Annotated in this window: 14 protein-coding genes; 3 read left to right on the forward strand and 11 right to left on the reverse strand. The window is 61.4% G+C overall.

Annotated elements, in window-relative coordinates; translation table 11 throughout:
• Nucleotides 1-3: 3 nt before the first annotated feature.
• Both HQ843_RS00115 and HQ843_RS00120 read right to left on the reverse strand, forming a co-directional pair.
• Nucleotides 4-1,200 carry an amino acid ABC transporter permease gene (locus HQ843_RS00115; protein WP_246710233.1) on the reverse strand — a complete coding sequence of 399 codons (1,197 nt, stop codon included), beginning with the start codon at nt 1,198-1,200 and terminating at the stop codon, nt 4-6.
• Nucleotides 1,201-1,289: 89 nt separating this feature from the next.
• Nucleotides 1,290-2,315, reverse strand: a complete 1,026-nt coding sequence (locus tag HQ843_RS00120; protein ID WP_210275338.1) for an amino acid ABC transporter substrate-binding protein — start codon at nt 2,313-2,315, stop codon at nt 1,290-1,292.
• Nucleotides 2,316-2,476: 161 nt separating this feature from the next.
• On the opposite strand from HQ843_RS00120, the gene metC reads away from it, so the two are divergent.
• The 3 genes from metC to HQ843_RS00135 all read left to right on the forward strand — a co-directional run bounded on the left by metC (nt 2,477) and on the right by HQ843_RS00135 (nt 5,639).
• Nucleotides 2,477-3,646 carry a cystathionine beta-lyase gene (gene metC, locus HQ843_RS00125; protein ID WP_180900372.1) on the forward strand — a complete coding sequence of 390 codons (1,170 nt, stop codon included), beginning with the start codon at nt 2,477-2,479 and terminating at the stop codon, nt 3,644-3,646.
• Between the two features lie 126 nt (nt 3,647-3,772).
• Nucleotides 3,773-4,426 carry a GntR family transcriptional regulator gene (locus HQ843_RS00130; protein WP_246710460.1) on the forward strand — a complete coding sequence of 218 codons (654 nt, stop codon included), beginning with the start codon at nt 3,773-3,775 and terminating at the stop codon, nt 4,424-4,426.
• Nucleotides 4,427-4,673: 247 nt separating this feature from the next.
• Nucleotides 4,674-5,639 (forward strand): LysR family transcriptional regulator, encoded by a 966-nt coding sequence (locus HQ843_RS00135; protein WP_180900371.1) that lies wholly within the window; start codon nt 4,674-4,676, stop codon nt 5,637-5,639.
• Nucleotides 5,640-5,665: 26 nt separating this feature from the next.
• Here HQ843_RS00135 and HQ843_RS00140 read toward each other — a convergent pair whose 3' ends face one another.
• The 9 genes from HQ843_RS00140 to HQ843_RS00180 all read right to left on the reverse strand — a co-directional run bounded on the left by HQ843_RS00140 (nt 5,666) and on the right by HQ843_RS00180 (nt 15,686).
• Entirely contained in the window at nt 5,666-6,712 is a 1,047-nt protein-coding gene (locus HQ843_RS00140; protein WP_180900370.1) for a serine hydrolase domain-containing protein, read from the reverse strand.
• A gap of 71 nt (nt 6,713-6,783) precedes the next feature.
• Nucleotides 6,784-7,776, reverse strand: coding sequence for an ABC transporter ATP-binding protein (locus HQ843_RS00145; protein ID WP_180900369.1), 993 nt, complete (start codon nt 7,774-7,776; stop codon nt 6,784-6,786).
• A complete protein-coding gene (locus HQ843_RS00150) occupies nt 7,773-8,738 on the reverse strand; it encodes an ABC transporter ATP-binding protein (protein WP_180900368.1) in 966 nt (321 codons plus the stop codon). The genes HQ843_RS00145 and HQ843_RS00150 overlap by 4 nt, the downstream gene beginning before the upstream one ends.
• 6 nt (nt 8,739-8,744) lie before the next feature.
• The gene (locus HQ843_RS00155; RefSeq protein ID WP_180900367.1) at nt 8,745-9,647 is read right to left on the reverse strand and encodes an ABC transporter permease; all 903 of its coding nucleotides are present in this window, start codon (nt 9,645-9,647) and stop codon (nt 8,745-8,747) included.
• Entirely contained in the window at nt 9,644-10,618 is a 975-nt protein-coding gene (locus tag HQ843_RS00160; RefSeq protein WP_180900366.1) for an ABC transporter permease, read from the reverse strand. The genes HQ843_RS00155 and HQ843_RS00160 overlap by 4 nt, the downstream gene beginning before the upstream one ends.
• A gap of 86 nt (nt 10,619-10,704) precedes the next feature.
• Nucleotides 10,705-12,267 (reverse strand): ABC transporter substrate-binding protein, encoded by a 1,563-nt coding sequence (locus HQ843_RS00165; RefSeq protein WP_180900365.1) that lies wholly within the window; start codon nt 12,265-12,267, stop codon nt 10,705-10,707.
• A 290-nt stretch (nt 12,268-12,557) separates the two neighbouring features.
• Complete coding sequence (tcuB, locus tag HQ843_RS00170) at nt 12,558-13,637, reverse strand: tricarballylate utilization 4Fe-4S protein TcuB (protein WP_210275277.1); 1,080 nt, start codon at nt 13,635-13,637, stop codon at nt 12,558-12,560.
• Nucleotides 13,621-14,952: an FAD-dependent tricarballylate dehydrogenase TcuA gene (gene tcuA / locus HQ843_RS00175; RefSeq protein WP_246710461.1), complete on the reverse strand. Its 1,332-nt coding sequence runs from the start codon at nt 14,950-14,952 to the stop codon at nt 13,621-13,623. Before tcuA ends, tcuB begins: the two co-directional genes overlap by 17 nt.
• Before the next feature lie 56 nt (nt 14,953-15,008).
• Nucleotides 15,009-15,686 carry a GntR family transcriptional regulator gene (locus HQ843_RS00180; protein ID WP_180900363.1) on the reverse strand — a complete coding sequence of 226 codons (678 nt, stop codon included), beginning with the start codon at nt 15,684-15,686 and terminating at the stop codon, nt 15,009-15,011.
• Between the last annotated feature and the right edge of the window lie 13 nt (nt 15,687-15,699).

The following is a 15,699-nucleotide window of genomic DNA, read 5'->3' on the forward strand; positions in this document are numbered from 1 at the left end:
CCGTTACCGCTCCTTGATCGCCACGAGGCGGTTGTAGAAATTCATAAGGGTCGAGGTGACAATGCTGATGGTCAGATAGACCAGCATCATCACGGCGATGGCCTCCACGGCCTGGCCGGTCTGGTTCATCACCGTGTTGCCGATATTGACGAGGTCGGGATAGCCGACGATGACGGCGATCGAGCTGTTCTTGATCAGGCTGACATACTGGCTTGTGAGCGGCGGCACGATCACCCGCAGCGCCTGCGGCAGCACCACGTAACGCATCACGAAGCGCGGCTTGAGCCCGATCGAACGGGCCGCCTCAACCTGCCCCTTCGGCGTTGCCTGAAGGCCTGCCCTCACGATTTCGGCGATGAAGCCCGAGGCATAGAGCGAGATCCCGACGAGCAGCGCCGTGAACTCCGGCGAGATCGTTGCGCCGCCTTTGAAATTGAACCCTTTCAGGGCCGGAACGCTGAGTTCGGTGGGCGTTCCCCCGACAAGCCAGACCAAAGCCGGCAGGCCGACGATAAGCGCGACCGACGGCCAAAGCATATCGATGTACTGGCCGGTCTTCTCGCGATGCCGGCGCGCCAGATGGCTACCGACAATCGCAAGGATGATGCCTGCCGCCAGGGCCAGACCCATGAACGCATGGATCGGATCCGTGCTTGGTACGGGAAAGGAGAGGCCACGGTTTGTGAGAAAGACAAATCCGCCGAAATCGATGGCGTCGCGCGCGCTCGGCAGGTTGCGCAGCACCACCGCCCAGAAGATCACCTGAAGGATCACCGGAATATTGCGAACAATCTCGACATAGCCGGTGGCCACCTTCGACAGCAGCCAGTTGCTCGAAACCCGCGCGAAACCGACCAGGAACCCCAGAATGGTGGCCAGAACAATGCCCGCCGCCGAAACGGTGAGCGTGTTAAAGAGGCCCACCAGAAATGCGCGGCCAAACGTATCGGTGGCGCTGTAGGGGATGACCGTCTCGCCGATATCGAACTGCGCATCCTGCTCCAGGAACCCGAAGCCGGTTGCGATACTCTGTGCATTGAGATTTTCAATGATGTTGCGATACAGGTACAGCCCCGCCATGATGACGAGGAACGCCATCACCACCTGGGCCGCAATCGTGCGAAACGTCTTGCTGTAGAGAATATTGCCGAGCGTCGGGCGGGGCCTGCCGCCGTGTACGCTCTCATCGAGGTGAGACACTTGTCGCTCCTGCCTGGAAAGTGGTTCCCGCATGATCGGGTGACCGCCGCCTGACAGCCATGCCGCGGCGACGGTCCCGAGTTGTCGGCTTACTTGATGGGGAAACCGTACAAGAGGCCGCCGTCGACCCAGAGACTGTTCAGGTCGCGATCAAGCGGCGTCGCGCTGTCCGGCCCGAAGTGCTGCTCGTATATCTCGCCATAGTTTCCGACCTGAGTCACGATGTTGTAGGCCCAGTCCTCGTCAAGGCCGAGTTTTGCCCCGTAATCGCCGGTGGTTCCCAGCAGCGACTGGATGTTGACGTCATCCGACGCCTTCATTTCCTCGGCATTCTGCGAGGTGACGCCCAGTTCTTCCGCATCGAAGGTCGCATAGACCACCCATTTCACCAGATCGTACCACTGGTCGTCGCCCTGGCGGACGGCGGGAGCAAGCGGTTCCTTGGAGAAGATGCCGGGCAGGAGCACGTGCTCTTCCGGGTCGGTCGTGTCATAGGCGCGAACGCCCGGCAGAGCGGCCTTGTCCTTGGTCAGCGCATCGCAGCGGCCGGTAACATAGGCATCGACGAGCTGCTTGTTGTTCTCGATCACGACGGGCGTGTAATCCATGCCGCGCGACTTGAAGATCTGCGCAACGTTCCGCTCCGTCGTGGAACCCGGCGCCACGCAGATCGTTGCTCCGTCCAGATCCTCAACCGTCTCGACCCCCGAGCCCGCATGCACGAGAAAGCCCGTGCCGGTGTAGAAGATCGGCGGCGCGAAATTCAGGCCGAGCGCCGTGTCGCGACCCAGCGTCGCGGTGACGTTACGGACAAGAACGTCAACCTCGCCGGACTGGATGGCCGGAAAGCGCTGCTGCGAGGACAGCGCGACGAAGCGGACTTTGCTCGCGTCACCGAAAATCGCGGCCGCAATGGCATGGCAATAATCGACTTCAAGCCCGGCCCAGTTGCCCTGGCTGTCCGGCGCCGCAAAGCCGTGACGCGCTGGATGCACGCCGCAAAGCAGCTCGCCGCGTTCCTTCACCGTCGCGAGCGTATCCCCCGAATCAGCGTGTGCCGCGGGGGCAAGAAGCGCTGTCCCGACAGCGAGGCCAGAAAGCATGGATTTGTAAATATTGGTCATTTTTCCCTCTTCTGTTGGAAGTCGAAAGCCTCGGATCTTCCCGCTTTTTCCGCGGGTTGCGATCCAATATTGACGTTTCTTGAAGCTATGTATACAAGTGTTTTCATAAAAGTGCAACGGTTTCCAGAAATATCCTATCGTGAAAGCAGACAATGGACATTGATCACCTCGGAACAGATACCCGCCTCACCCACTGCGGCAGAAAACCCCAAGAGCATCATGGCGCGGTCAACACGCCGGTGTATCGCGCTTCCACCATTCTGTTTCCCGATCTCGCATCGCTCGACGCCAAGGAGGGTGCTCGCCTGCGATACGGTCGTCGGGGCACCCCCACGACCCATGCGCTCGAAGACGCGATCTGCGCTCTGGAACACGCGGACAAGTCGCTGGTGACGCCTTCGGGGGTCAGCGCGATTTCCAACATTCTGATGAGCTTTGCGGAACCGGGCGCGCATTTCCTCGTCAGTGACAGTTCTTATGGCCCGACCCGCAAATTCTGCGAATTCGTGCTGCGGAAGCTGGGCGTTGACACGACCTATTACGATCCGATCATCGGCGAGGGGATCGAGGCGCTGATCCAGCCCGAGACAAAGCTGATCTGGATGGAAAGCCCCGGCTCCCAGACCTTCGAGGTGCAGGATATCGGCGCAATCGTTGCCGTTGCCAAACGCCACGGCATCAAGACTGCAATCGACAACACCTGGAGCGGCGGCTTCTTCCTGCAGCCGATAAGACAGGGCGTCGATATTTCGATGCAGGCCGGTACGAAATATATATCGGGGCATTCCGATCTCATGCTCGGCACCATTGCCTGTAACGAGGAGGCGTATCCGGAACTGCGCGAAACCTATCTGCGGCTCGGGCTTTGCGTCGGCGCCGATGACGCCTTCCTTGCCATGCGCGGGCTTCGCACGATGCCGTTGCGGATGCGTCAGCATCATGCCAGCGGCCTTGAGATCGCGGAGTGGCTGGTACAGCAACCCGAGGTCATCCGGGTGATGCATCCGGCCCTCCCGCAGGACCCGCACCACGCCCAGTGGAAACGGCAGTTCTCTGGCGCATCCGGCCTGTTCGGCTTCGTGATCACCGAAACCGACCGCTCGAAGCTTGCGCGGATGTTCGATCATCTCGAACTGTTCGGCATGGGCTCGAGCTGGGGCGGTTTCGAAAGCCTTCTGGTTCCGGCCAATCCGGGCGTCTACCGCTCTGCAACGGAATGGTCGCCGGCGGGTCAGACCGTGCGCATCCATGTGGGACTTGAAGATCCTGCGGATCTCATCCGCGACCTGCGCGCCGGGTTCGACCGGTTGAAGGCCGCCTGAGCATTCTCGCCGCGCGCGGTTCCGCACCTCATCCACTTGGCTCCTGTTGTTTTGGTAAGTATACAGTGTGTGGCGCAGGAGGGGCCGATCTATCCCCTTCCAAAGCCGGAAAGAGCATTGGTCAAAATGAAAGCCCTGATGGAAAAGAACGGTCAACGCGGCACACCGCTTGAAAAATTGCTTGCAGCAATCGAAGACGGCGAGCTTCTGCCCGGCACGCGTCTGCTTGAGACCGATCTGGCGGAAAAGCTCGGTGTCAGCCGTACGCCGGTGCGCGAAGCGCTGCACCGGCTGCATGCGATGGGTCTCGCCGAGCACGGGCCGCAGCGCGGATTGGTGGTCTCGCACCTGGGATACGACCATTTGCGCCAGCTCTTCGCCGTCCGGGAAGGACTGGAGGGCATGGCGGCGCGACTTGCCGCGGAATATGCCTCCCCGGCGGAGATCGAGCTCATGCAGCAGATGGTGGTTCAGGACCGCAAAATCGACGATCCCGATATCCTCAAGACGCGCAACAAGCATCTCCACCAGCATATCGTGCGGTCCTCGCACAACGTCTATATGATCGATGCTCTGGCGAACCTGCGCATCCATCTGAGCCTGCTTCCCGGCTCGACCTATTCGATGCGGGACCGGCTGGTGCAGGCGCAGGAAGAACACGAGGCCATTGTCGATGCGGTGGCCAGCCGAGATGGGGAGCGTGCCGAAAACGCCGCGCGCCAGCATGTCCGCTCGGGCTACAGCACGCGGCTCAATCTGCTGGCCGAGGATAACGATTGAAAGGCTCGGCGTGTCATTGCAACGCCGGGCTCCTCTATCCATTTGTTTTCGCGCATCGTCGCGGCCCCAGCCTTGCCTGACCGACTGCGAAATGCTCCGGGACAGCCGCCTTGCCGGTCCCGCCCTTGCCCGCCGGGACAAATTGCGCTCTTTTGAGGCGGGAAATCGGGACCTCACTTTCTTGAAGCAATCCGAACAGAAACTGGTCCCGCTTTCCCGGAGTTGCCACAGGCGGAGCCGCGCGCGGATGCTGAACTCTTTGAACACCGTCGACCTCAACCTGATCAAGGTGCTGAACGCGATCGCCACCAAGGGACAGTTGACCGCTGCCGGCGAAATGTTAGGCCTTTCGCAACCGGCAATGAGCCACGCGTTGAAGCGGCTGCGCGGCATTTTCGGAGACGAGCTGTTTCATCGCACCTCCACCGGGCTGCAGATGACCGGCACCTGCCAGCGCATCATGCCAAGCGTCCGCAAGATCGTGGCCGAATGCGAGCATGTGTTTATTTCCGGCGGAATTTTCGATCCGGCCGAAAACGCGCAGGTGTTCCGCATCGGCATGAACGACTATTTTTCGGTGGTGCTGCTGCCGCCGCTGATCCGGCGCATGCGGGAGCTCGCGCCGAATTCCAGCATCGAGGTGCTGCACACGCCGCGCACGGCGACCAATCCGCGCTCGCAGAACCGCACATTCGTTCAGGACTATCTCGATGACGGGATCATCGACCTGGCGGTGATGACTGCCGATAAATTCGCGCCCCGCTTCATCTGCCAACCGCTCTTCAACGAAGAGAGGGTGTGCATCATGGCGGCGGACAACCCCGCCAATGGCACGCCTCTGACGATGGAGCGCCTCTTGAGCATGGGGCATGTCAAGGTCAGTTCCGACCCGAGCCGGCGCGGCTGGTTCGACGAAAAGCTCGACGCGCTCGGCGTGGAACGGCAGGTGGTCGCTACGGTTCCGCATTTTTCCTCGGCCGTGTCGATTGTCGCGCAAAGCGACCTCGTGGCGATCATGCCCGCAAGCGTCGCACGGCTTTTCGAGAGCGCGCACGCCCTCGCCCTGCATCGCCCGCCCTTTCTGGTTGAGCCGCAATCGACCAGCATGATCTGGCTGCGCAGCAAACAGGAAGACAGCGCCCAGCTATGGTTGCGCACCCAGATCGAGGAATGCTTCCGTAGCGACCCGGACGGAGAGCCGCCCTCTGAATAGAGCGGTTCCGCATGTCTGAGCCCGGTTTAACCGGCACAGGCATCCGCGAAGATGTCGCACACGTCCAGGAACTTCGGCATGGTGACCGTCGGCAATTCTTCCGTAAAGCTGCCCTGATTGCGGCCGATAGCCTGTTCGTCGGTTACCGCGCGACGGTTCACGAAAACCATGTCAAGCGCGGGAAGCACCAGAATGAATTGACCGAAATGCCCTGCGGCAACAAACGCCCCCTGCCACCAGGACTTCCCCTCGGGCACCTGGGGTATCCACCACAGATAGCTGTAGCCGGCAACCCGGGGCTTGGGCCGTGCCATATCCCGGGCGACCACATGCATGCTGGTGCTTTCGCGAACCCAGTCGGCAGGGATCAGCTGTCTGTCGCCCCAGCGCCCGCCGCGACTCATCAGCAACCCGAGCCGGGCCATGTCACGCCCCGACAGGAAGAAATGATAGGCCAGGTAACGCGACTGATCCCGGTAACCCAGCATGCGCTGGCGTTTCGGATCGAAATCCTCCAATGCAAGCGGGCCGGCAAAATCTTCCTCGAATGCGGCAAAAACGGATTTGCCCGTGAACTGTTCGAAGGCGGCGCCAAGGACGTTGAAATCCCAGTTGTTGTAATGAAAATAGCTGCCAGGCGCCTTGCTGCCGCGCTCAGGTACGCCATTCGTGTCACCGCCGGGGCTACCGGCCGGAAAATAGACCCCTGAGCTGCTGATCAGCAGATCGCGCAGCGTCGCCGTTTTTTCAATCTCCAGAAGCCCTGCCGCTTCGTCGATACCCAGATCCGCAACCGTCGCGCCGAGATCGATGACCCCGGCCTCTACATACTTGCCGTAAAGCATGGAAAGAATGCTCTTGCGGGTCGAGGCGAGATAGCTGACTTCGCTGGTATCGCCATAGTCAAAAAGCACTTCTCCGCCCGCAACCGCGATGAAGGACGACGTCTCCAGCGCATCAAGCGCGGCGCGCGCCGCCTGTTCCACGGCGTCTGTCAGACCATAGGCCGATTTATCTTTGCACGCGGCCCAATGTGCGCCGGGGAAAGTCTGGGACGGGGACTTTGTGATCATGTCTTACCTTCAGTCATGCATAGAGAATGCGATCGCGCGCCATCGCGGCAGCGAGCGCAGGGAGAATAGGATCAGGTGTTCAGGTGACAGGCGCTGCGATGTCCCGGCGTGACCTCGCGCAGCTGCGGGACCTCCTCGCGGCATCGTTTCATCGCAAATGGACAGCGGGGGTGAAAGTGGCAGCCAGTCGGCGGATTGAGCGGCGAAGGGATCTCACCCTTGATTGCGCCATAGGTCCGCCGTTTGGGAACCAGTTCGGGGATTTCGGAAAGTAGGGCCTGCGTATAGGGATGCCGGGGATCATCAAATATCTCGGAGGTCGCAGCCTCCTCGACCAGACGGCCGAGATACATCACCGCGACCCTGTCCGAGATGTGTTTCACCACCGAAAGATCGTGGCTGATGAACAGATAAGTCAGGCCAAGTCTCTCCCGAAGGTCCAGAAACAGGTTCAGGATCTGCGCCTGGATCGAGACATCGAGCGCGGCGACGCTTTCGTCGCAGACCAGCAGATCTGGGTTGACCGCCAGTGCCCGGGCGATGCCGATCCTCTGTCGTTGACCGCCCGAGAACTGATGGGGGAAACGGTTTTTGACCGAGGGATCGATACCCGAGAGCTCCAGGTAATGGTCCACAAGATCGGAAACTTCGCGGCCTTTCGCCATGCCGTGGACGCGCGGCGCCTCTCCGACGATATCGCGCACCCGCATGCGCGGATTGAGGCTGGAGGAGGGGTCCTGAAAGATCATCTGCGTGCCGAGCTGCATCTCACGTCGCTCGGCCGGCGCTGCCGTCGACAGTTCAGCGCCATTGTGCAGTATCGCGCCGCTGGATTGTGGCAGCAGACCGCAGGCCACCCGGCCCAGCGTCGACTTTCCGCAACCGGACTCCCCGACGAGACCGACGATCGCGCCCTTGCCGACGCTCAGGCTGACATCGTCGAGCGCATGCACGGATGCTCTCGGCCTGGCCAGGCCCGCCTTGATGAAGGCGCGCTCGATCAAGCCGGGACGGCTCGCGAACACCTTGCTGACATTGCTGATTTCCAGACGGGGCGTGGTCATTGCAAAGCTCCTGGCTGAGGGTGAAAGCATCGCAGAAGCGTGTCGTTGTGCCGTTCCTCCGGCGGCAGTTCCTCACAGATATCGGTTGCCGCATAGCAGCGCGGGCGGAACGGACAGCCCTTGGGCATGCGCGCCGCCGAAGGCGTGGTGCCGGGAATCTGGCGCAGACGGCGGCCATGTCCGGCAACGCCGGGAAGGCTTCCGATCAGGCCGCGCGTGTAGGGATGAAGCGGTTGCTGCAAGATCTGCTCAACCGGCCCGTGTTCAACGATGCGCCCGGCGTACATCACGCCGATTGTATCGGCGAGGCCCGCGACCACCGACAGGTCATGCGTGATCCAGATCAGCCCCATGCCTTTGTCGGCGATCAGACCCTGCACGACGTTCAGAATCTGGGCCTGGATGGTGACGTCGAGCGCGGTTGTCGGCTCGTCCGCGATGATAAGGTCTGGCTCGTGCAATAACGCGATGGCAATCGCCACGCGCTGCCGCATCCCGCCGGAGAACTGGTGCGGATAGGCGTTCAACCGTTCCTCCGGGCTCGGAATGCCGACAAGTCCCAATGCATCGCGTGATCGCTGGCGCGCCTCGTCCACCGTGCATTTTAAATGCGCGCGTACGGTTTCGATCATCTGCGTGCCGACCTTGAGCACCGGGTTCAGGGTCATCATCGGGTCCTGAAAGATCATCGCGATCCGATTGCCGCGCAGCTTGCGCATGGCAGGCTCGGGGAGGCCGCGCAGATCCTGCCCGTCAAACAGGATCGATCCGCCCGAAATCTCGCCCGGCGGGTCAATCAGTCCCATGATCGAGAAACCGGTCACCGATTTGCCCGAGCCCGATTCTCCGACCAGCCCCATCACCTGGCCACGTGCCACCGAAAAGCTGACATCGTGAACCACGCCTATGCGCCCGTCGGTCGTCTCGAAATCCACGCAGAGATTGCGAATATCCAGCATCATGCCTCCTCAGCGCAACGTAGCCTTGGGGTCGAGTACGCGGCGCAGGCGATCTCCGACAAGGTTGATGGAATAGATGGTGATCAGCAGCGCGATGCCCGGATAGATGCTGATCCAGTAAGCCCCGGACAGCATGAACTCGAACCCGTTCGCGATCAGCAGACCAAGCGAGGGCTCGGTGATTGGCACGCCGAGCCCCAGGAAGCTCAACGTCGCCTCGAGCGCTATCGCCCGTGCCGCCTGCATGGTGAGAAGCACGATCAGCGGCGACATGCAGTTCGGCAGAAGATGATGCAGGATGATGTTGCGCGGCGGGATCATCAGAGAGCGCGCCGCCTCGACATATTCGCGGCGCATGACCGACAGGGCCGAGCCACGCGCGGTGCGGGCATAGACCGCCCACTCCACGATCACGATCGCGAGCACGACGTTTGTCACGCCCTTGCCCAAAAAGGCGAGGATCAGCATGGCCGCAAGGATGGTCGGGAATGAAAGCTGCAGATCGACCAGCCGCATGATGAGGGTTTCGAAGCGCCCCCCGATATAGGCGGCAAGCAGGCCCGCAAGGGTGCCGATCACGAAGGCCAGCCCCGCGGCACCCAGCCCGACCACGAGCGAGATGCGCAGACCGTAAAGGATGGCCGACAGCATATCGCGACCCTGTGTATCGGTGCCCAACAGATAGACCTGCCCCGAAAACGAGGCGCTGCCAGGCGGCAACCGTCCATCCATGATATCGAGAGTCATCAGATCGTAGGGATCCTGCGGTGCGATCAGCGGCGCAAACACCGCTGCCAGCACAACCGCGATCAGCATCACCAGCCCCACTGCGGCGGTGCGGTCGCGTGCGAAATCGTACAGAAACTGCCCTGCGCGACGCAGATGAATGCCTTGAGTAAGGAACCGTGTCATTCGCTTTCCGTCAGCCGGATTCGGGGGTCGAGAATCCGATAGAGGATGTCGACAACCATGTTGATGAAGACGAACAGCAGGACGACCAGCATGAGATAGGCCACGATCACCGGCCGATCGAGGGCTGCGATACTGTCGATGACGATCTTTCCGACGCCCGGCCACGCAAACACCGTCTCCGTCACAACAGAAAAGGCGATGGTGGTGCCGAGGTCGAGGCCGACCACCGTCACGACCGGTATCAGCACGTTCTTGAGCACGTGAACCAGAAGAATGCGTCTCGGCGACAGCCCCTTGGCGCGAGCAAATTTCACGTATTCGCTCGACTTTGCCTCCCGGACGCCGGTTTCGGTCATCCGCAGCACCATGGCGATGTTGAACAGCGCAAGGCTGACGGCTGGCAGGACGAGGTGGCGCAGGCCGTCGATTGTCAGAAAGGACCACTGGACCCCGAACACCGACACCGTTTCGCCCCTGCCCGAGCTTGGAAGCCAGCCGAGCGTCACGCTGAAGATCAGGATCAGCAGGATCGCGACCCAAAACAGCGGCAGCGAGAAACCCAGTATACTGCCGTTCATGATGAGCTTCGAGGTCAGGCCGTTCGGCCGGTTGCCCGCCAGCAGCCCCAGCGGCAAACCGATGATGACCGAAAGCACGACGGCGCAGATGGCGAGTTCGAGCGTTGCCGGAAAGCGCGAGATGATCAGTTCGACGGCCGGCTCGTTGAACACATAACTGTTGCCCAGATTGCCCTCGAAAACGCCTTTCACGAAAAAGAAGAACTGCTCGTAGACCGGTCGATCAAGGCCCAGATCGGCAATGATCTTCGCCCGATCCGCGAACGTGGCTTCAGGCGGAATAAGGGTCTCGATGGGATCCCCTATGGCATGTAGCCCGAAGAATACGATCAGCATCATGGCAAACGCCACGCCAACGGCCTGCACAATCCGCTGGATGATCCAGAGAAACATCTGCTCGTCCTCTATGTCTCATGGGCGGGAACGGCTGCCGGCGAAATCAGTCCGCCGGCAGCCCGTGCCTGCTCAGAGACCGTCCATTACTTCTTGACGACATCCTTGGCGACCGTGCGCTCATCGATGCGCGGCTCGTAATCAATGCCGTTGCGCATCGCCCAGGCGTTCGACTGCTGATAGAGCGGGATGATGGCCTGGTCCTCCATCGCAAACTCCACCGCCTCGATCAACTTAGCTTCGCGCGCATCGTCGTCGGATATCTGCAAAGCCTCAAGCGTGATCTTGTCCAGGTCGGGATTGCTGTAGTTGGAGCGGTTCGATGCGCCCATGCCGGCTTCGGGATTGATGGTCCCCAGTGCGTTGACGAGCATCGAGCTGGAGTCGAACGTGGAGTTGCCCAATCCGATCAGGTGAATGCCGAATTCGGAACGCTTGCCCGAGAACGTCGCCCACGGCAAAGCCTCGACCGAGGTCTCGACGCCGATGCGCGTCCACATCTGGGCCACGGCCTGCGCCACGGCGGGCGCGTTGGGATAGCGGTCGGTCGGCACGTAAAGCGTCACCGCAAAGCCATCGGGATAGCCGCCTTCGGCCAGCAGCGCCTTCGCGGCCTCCAGGTCGGGTACCTTCACGGTCTGCGACGGCGCATAGGAGAAGGCCGTCTCCGGCAGCCACTGCGCCGAGGCGGTCGCGGTGCCTTCCATGATCCGCTCAACGATGGCTTCGCGCTGGATTGCCGTCGAAAGCGCCTTGCGCACCGAGACGTTAGTCAGCGGATTTTCCGCAAGCGCTGCGCCGGACTTGCCCGATACGCCGGTAATCTCATCAAGCGAACGGTAGTTGGGCATGAGGTAAATGGCGCGCAATCCGGCGGTCGAGCGCACATGCAGCCCGTCCGTTTCCTCCAGCCGCGGAATATCGACGGCCGGCGGGGTGTCGATGATATCCACATCGCCGGACAGAAGCGCCGCCGTGCGACCGCCATTGCTGGTCAGCATGCGATAGGTGGCGGTGTCCCAGTCAACGGCGTGGCCCCACCAGTCCGGATTGCGTTCCAGTACGACGGAATCGCCCTTGCTGAAGCTCTTGAACTTGAAGGCGCCCGTGCCGATCGCGGCAACGCCATCATTATAGTCAGCGGTCGTGGCGTCCTCGCCGGCGTGACGCGACACGATTGCGATATTCGCGAGGTTGCCGGGAAGGTTCGGCGCCGGCCCGTCTGTCGTGATCACCACCGTCTGCGCGTCGGGCGCCGAAGCGTTTTCGACCGCCCGCATGAAGCCGCCGAAGCCGCCGGGGCTGTTCGGAACATCACCTGCGCGGGAGAGCGTGAAAATCACATCGTCGGAGGTGAAGGGCTCGCCGTCATGCCATTTCACGCCCTCACGAAGGTGAAAGGTCCATTCGCTGTCGCCTGTCGCTTCCCAGCTCTCCGCCAGGCCCGGAACCAGCTTGCCGGCGGCCGTGCGCTCGGTCAGGCGGTCAAAAATCTGCATCGCAATATTGTTGTTGGGCGAGGCATTATAAAAATGCGGGTCGATCGAGGTGATGCTGGCTCCGACGCCGATGTTCAGGTCTTCCGCGAGCGCGCCAGCTCCAAGAGCCACCGTCAGGACCGATGCGATGAGTAAGGATTTGATTTTCATGGTTCCCCCATTTTTCAAGGATTAACGCACTGCCCCCGGTACGCCCTGTTCCCGTGAACAGGGGGCCGACATTTTGGATCTCGTGCTGTCATAAAACGGTAGCAGTCCGTCTCGCTTGACTGAAATGAATATTTCGTATCTGAGACATTCACTTCACGAATGGCATAAACCGCCTGCTGATGCGCACAGGCGGCTTGTGAGGCGGCAATAGCTGCTTGCGGGGCAATTACGAATGCCCCGCAATGCATTCTTGAGAGACACTCGTCAAAAATCGTCTGGTCAGATGGGGTTCAGACGATCGTTGAGTCGCGCCTGTGGGCCTCAAGCGTCAGGGCGGCCATGCGGTAGAAGCCGTGGGCCATCTTGGAATAGGGCGTGAGCAGGAAGAAGGTCAGCACCGTTCCAAGATGAAGCGGCAACAGCACGCCGACGGCCCCTGTGTCCGAAGCGGCATAGAGCACAAGACCGGTCGCCGAAACCGCGAAAAGCAGCGCCACGAACGCCATTTCCCCACCCCATGCGGAGGCCGCGCCGAGACTGCGATTGGCTTTCAGCTTGAGCGCGGCCATGTAGCCGGTTCCCAGGCAAAGCAGAATTCCGCCGCTTACGCCGAGCAGTTTGGGCAGGCTGAAGAAGCTGTAAGGCGCCTCCATCGCGAACAGGTAATGCAGCAGCGTTGCCGACGAGGTTGCCGCGAAGCATAGAAGAAAGCCGTAAAGCACGGCCTGATGGGCATGACGGCGAGCGTTGGAAAACCGGTCGGTGTCCTCGAAATTGCAGCCATCGCCGTGTCCGCCCGCGAGATTGCGCATCTTGCCGGCAGAGACAATGGCCGCCCAAAGGTCTACCGGCGATATGCGCCCGCCGCCCACTGTGCGCCAGTAATTGCGAAGCGAGACGGCCAGGGCCACAAGCGGAAGCACGAAGGCCGGCAGGAAGATCGCGACCATAAGGCCATGCGACATATAGGCATAAAAGCCCTCCCCGCTTGCCGGACGCATCGCCTGCGCCAGCGCGAAAAGCAGGGCGAAGGCAACCGTCATCAGCGCGGCCATCGCGACTCCGGATCGGTCGAACAGCCCCGCAAAGCCTGCAGGCCAGGCATGCTGCTTCCAGCTTTCCTGGCGCACCTCAGCCAGCGCGCCGGGCAGGTTGAGGTCGAACTCATGCGGCGCCGTATACTGGCAGGCATAGTAACACCCACGACAATTGTGACAGAGGTTCGCCAGTTGGGTGATATCGCCATCGGAGAATGTCCTGAGGCTGTGCAGGGCCGGAAATACCGAGCAATATCCCTCACAGTAACGGCACGCGTTACAGATTTCGGCCTGGCGACGCGCCTCGCCGATGAAATCAGACTGCATTTGCATAGGCGGAAGCCTCCCTGCCTGCGATCCGTCCGAAGACGGTGCCAATGGTCATGCCGAAACCGGCCAGATAACCCTGTCCGAGAATGGATCCGGCCATGGTTTCACCCGCTGCCCAGAGATTTTCGACGTGCCGGCCGCCCATCGAACACTGCGCATGATCGTCGACCTTCAGGCCCAGATAGGTGAAGGTCACGCCGGTGCGCAGGCTGTAGCCGTAAAATGGCGGCTCGGTTATCGGGCGGGCCCAGTTCGTCTTTGCCGGCGTCAGGCCACTGGTCGCAACCCCGTCAAGCTCGGTCGGATGGAAATTCGACGTATCCCCGCAGGCGGCGTTGAACCCGTCGACGGTTTCGCGCAGCCGGTCCGGGGGAAGCCCCATCTTGCCGGCCAGTTCCTCGATCGTCTGCGCCTTGATCGGCGGGAACACCGACGGCATGAACAGTTCCAGCGATTTGGCGTCGATGATCACATAGCCGACCTGATCCGGCTGGGCGGCGACGAGCCGCCCCCAGATGGCGTAGCGCTTCGGCCAGACATCCTCGCCCTCGTCGTAGAAGCGTTCGGCATTCTTGTTGACCACGATCGAAAACGGAACGCAATCGAGCCGGGTGACGATGCCGCCGTCGAATTTTGGCGCGCGTCCGTCAATGGCCACCGCGTGACACTGGGTCGGATCGCCAACCTGTTCGATGCCCTGCCCAAGAAGATCCGCCAGAACGACGCCGCGGTTATAGGGCGTGCCGCGGATCAGAAAGTTCTTCGCCGCCGGCCCCCAGGCCCGCGCCAGCCAGTCCGTATCGGCCTGAAACCCGCCGGAGGCGACGACGACCGCTTTGGGCGCGATCCGATGTGTCTGGTCGCCCTTTTTGTATTCCAGCCAGACGACCTTGCCATTGTCCAGTTCGAGATGGCTGACGGCAGCTTCGTACTCAACCTCGACGCCCAGTTTCGCGGCGGTTCGGTAATAGGCATTCACCAGGCTCTTGCCGCCGCCGAGAAAGAACGCATTTGTACGTGCCAACGAAAGCGTTCCCGAAAGCGAGGGCTGGAAGCGGACGCCGCGCTCTTCCATCCAGGGCAGACATTCCTCGGAGGTGCGGATCGCGAGCCGCGCAAGCCCTTCATCGGTCTTGCCGCCCGTCACCTTGAGAAGGTCGGCGAAATACTCGTCTTCGGTGTAGCTTTCGACCAGCGGGCCGAGCGGCCCATGATGCATGCAACGAAAATTGCGGGTGTGCCGGGAATTGCCGCCCCGATAGGATTTCGGCGCTGTCTCCAGGATCAGCACGCTGGCGCCGGCTTCCGCCGCCGTCATAGCGGCGCACAGCGCCGCGTTGCCACCGCCGATCACGACGATGTCGACTGTCTTGCTCACAATAGGTCTCCGTCATAAGTCGTGCGGGCGCGCAAGGACCGGACCCGCACCCGCTGGGCCATTTCGATATGCGCCCGCATCGCCGCCTCGGCGAGTTTGCCGTCGCGCGCGCGCAACGCTTCCAGAATGCCGTAATGCTCTTCGACGGCCTTTTCCGCGCGATCGGGTTCGGTCAAGGTGGTGGGACCGAGGATCATCAGCGATTTCTGCAGGCTGCTGATCGACCAGCTGAGAAAACGGTTCTTCGCGGCGTCCAGAAGCGCGGCATGAAACTGCCGGTTCAGGACAAAGGCCTCCGGATCGTTGCCAAGCCGTTCCAGCTCGCGGTTCATGTCGAACAGTTCGTCGATTTCGATTTCCGAAGCGGCGCGCGCGGCAAGACGCGCGGCCGTGCCCTCCAGCACCGCCCGCATCTCGTAAAGCTCCATCACCTCGGCATAGTCGAGCGTGCGTATCGTGGCACCCAGGCGCGGCACATGCGTGACGATGCCATCGGTTTCCAGCAGGCGGATCGCCTCGCGAACCGGCGTGCGGCTCACGCCAAGCCGTTCCGCAAGATCCGTTTCCCGCAGCCTGTCGCCAGGATTGAGACGGCCTTCACGGACTTCATCCAGAAGCTGCCGGTAGACAGTATTTCCCTGCGATGACCCGGGAGCAGCTAAATCATCGTTCATGACTGGACTCGCC

The organism is Martelella sp. NC20 (assembly GCF_013459645.1).
Lineage (GTDB): Bacteria > Pseudomonadota > Alphaproteobacteria > Rhizobiales > Rhizobiaceae > Martelella.

Bases quoted from the DNA above. Each gene is read 5' to 3' on its own strand.
- HQ843_RS00145 (WP_180900369.1), bottom strand. From the start codon at position 7,776: ATGACCACGCCCCGTCTGGAAATCAGCAATGTCAGCAAGGTGTTCGCG.
- HQ843_RS00130 (WP_246710460.1), top strand. From the start codon at position 3,773: ATGAAAGCCCTGATGGAAAAGAACGGTCAACGCGGCACACCGCTTGAA.
- HQ843_RS00160 (WP_180900366.1), bottom strand. From the start codon at position 10,618: ATGTTTCTCTGGATCATCCAGCGGATTGTGCAGGCCGTTGGCGTGGCG.
- HQ843_RS00155 (WP_180900367.1), bottom strand. From the start codon at position 9,647: ATGACACGGTTCCTTACTCAAGGCATTCATCTGCGTCGCGCAGGGCAG.
- tcuB (WP_210275277.1), bottom strand. From the start codon at position 13,637: ATGCAAATGCAGTCTGATTTCATCGGCGAGGCGCGTCGCCAGGCCGAA.
- HQ843_RS00135 (WP_180900371.1), top strand. From the start codon at position 4,674: ATGCTGAACTCTTTGAACACCGTCGACCTCAACCTGATCAAGGTGCTG.
- HQ843_RS00180 (WP_180900363.1), bottom strand. From the start codon at position 15,686: ATGAACGATGATTTAGCTGCTCCCGGGTCATCGCAGGGAAATACTGTC.
- metC (WP_180900372.1), top strand. From the start codon at position 2,477: ATGGACATTGATCACCTCGGAACAGATACCCGCCTCACCCACTGCGGC.
- HQ843_RS00150 (WP_180900368.1), bottom strand. From the start codon at position 8,738: ATGATGCTGGATATTCGCAATCTCTGCGTGGATTTCGAGACGACCGAC.
- HQ843_RS00165 (WP_180900365.1), bottom strand. From the start codon at position 12,267: ATGAAAATCAAATCCTTACTCATCGCATCGGTCCTGACGGTGGCTCTT.
- HQ843_RS00140 (WP_180900370.1), bottom strand. From the start codon at position 6,712: ATGATCACAAAGTCCCCGTCCCAGACTTTCCCCGGCGCACATTGGGCC.
- tcuA (WP_246710461.1), bottom strand. From the start codon at position 14,952: ATGACGGCGGCGGAAGCCGGCGCCAGCGTGCTGATCCTGGAGACAGCG.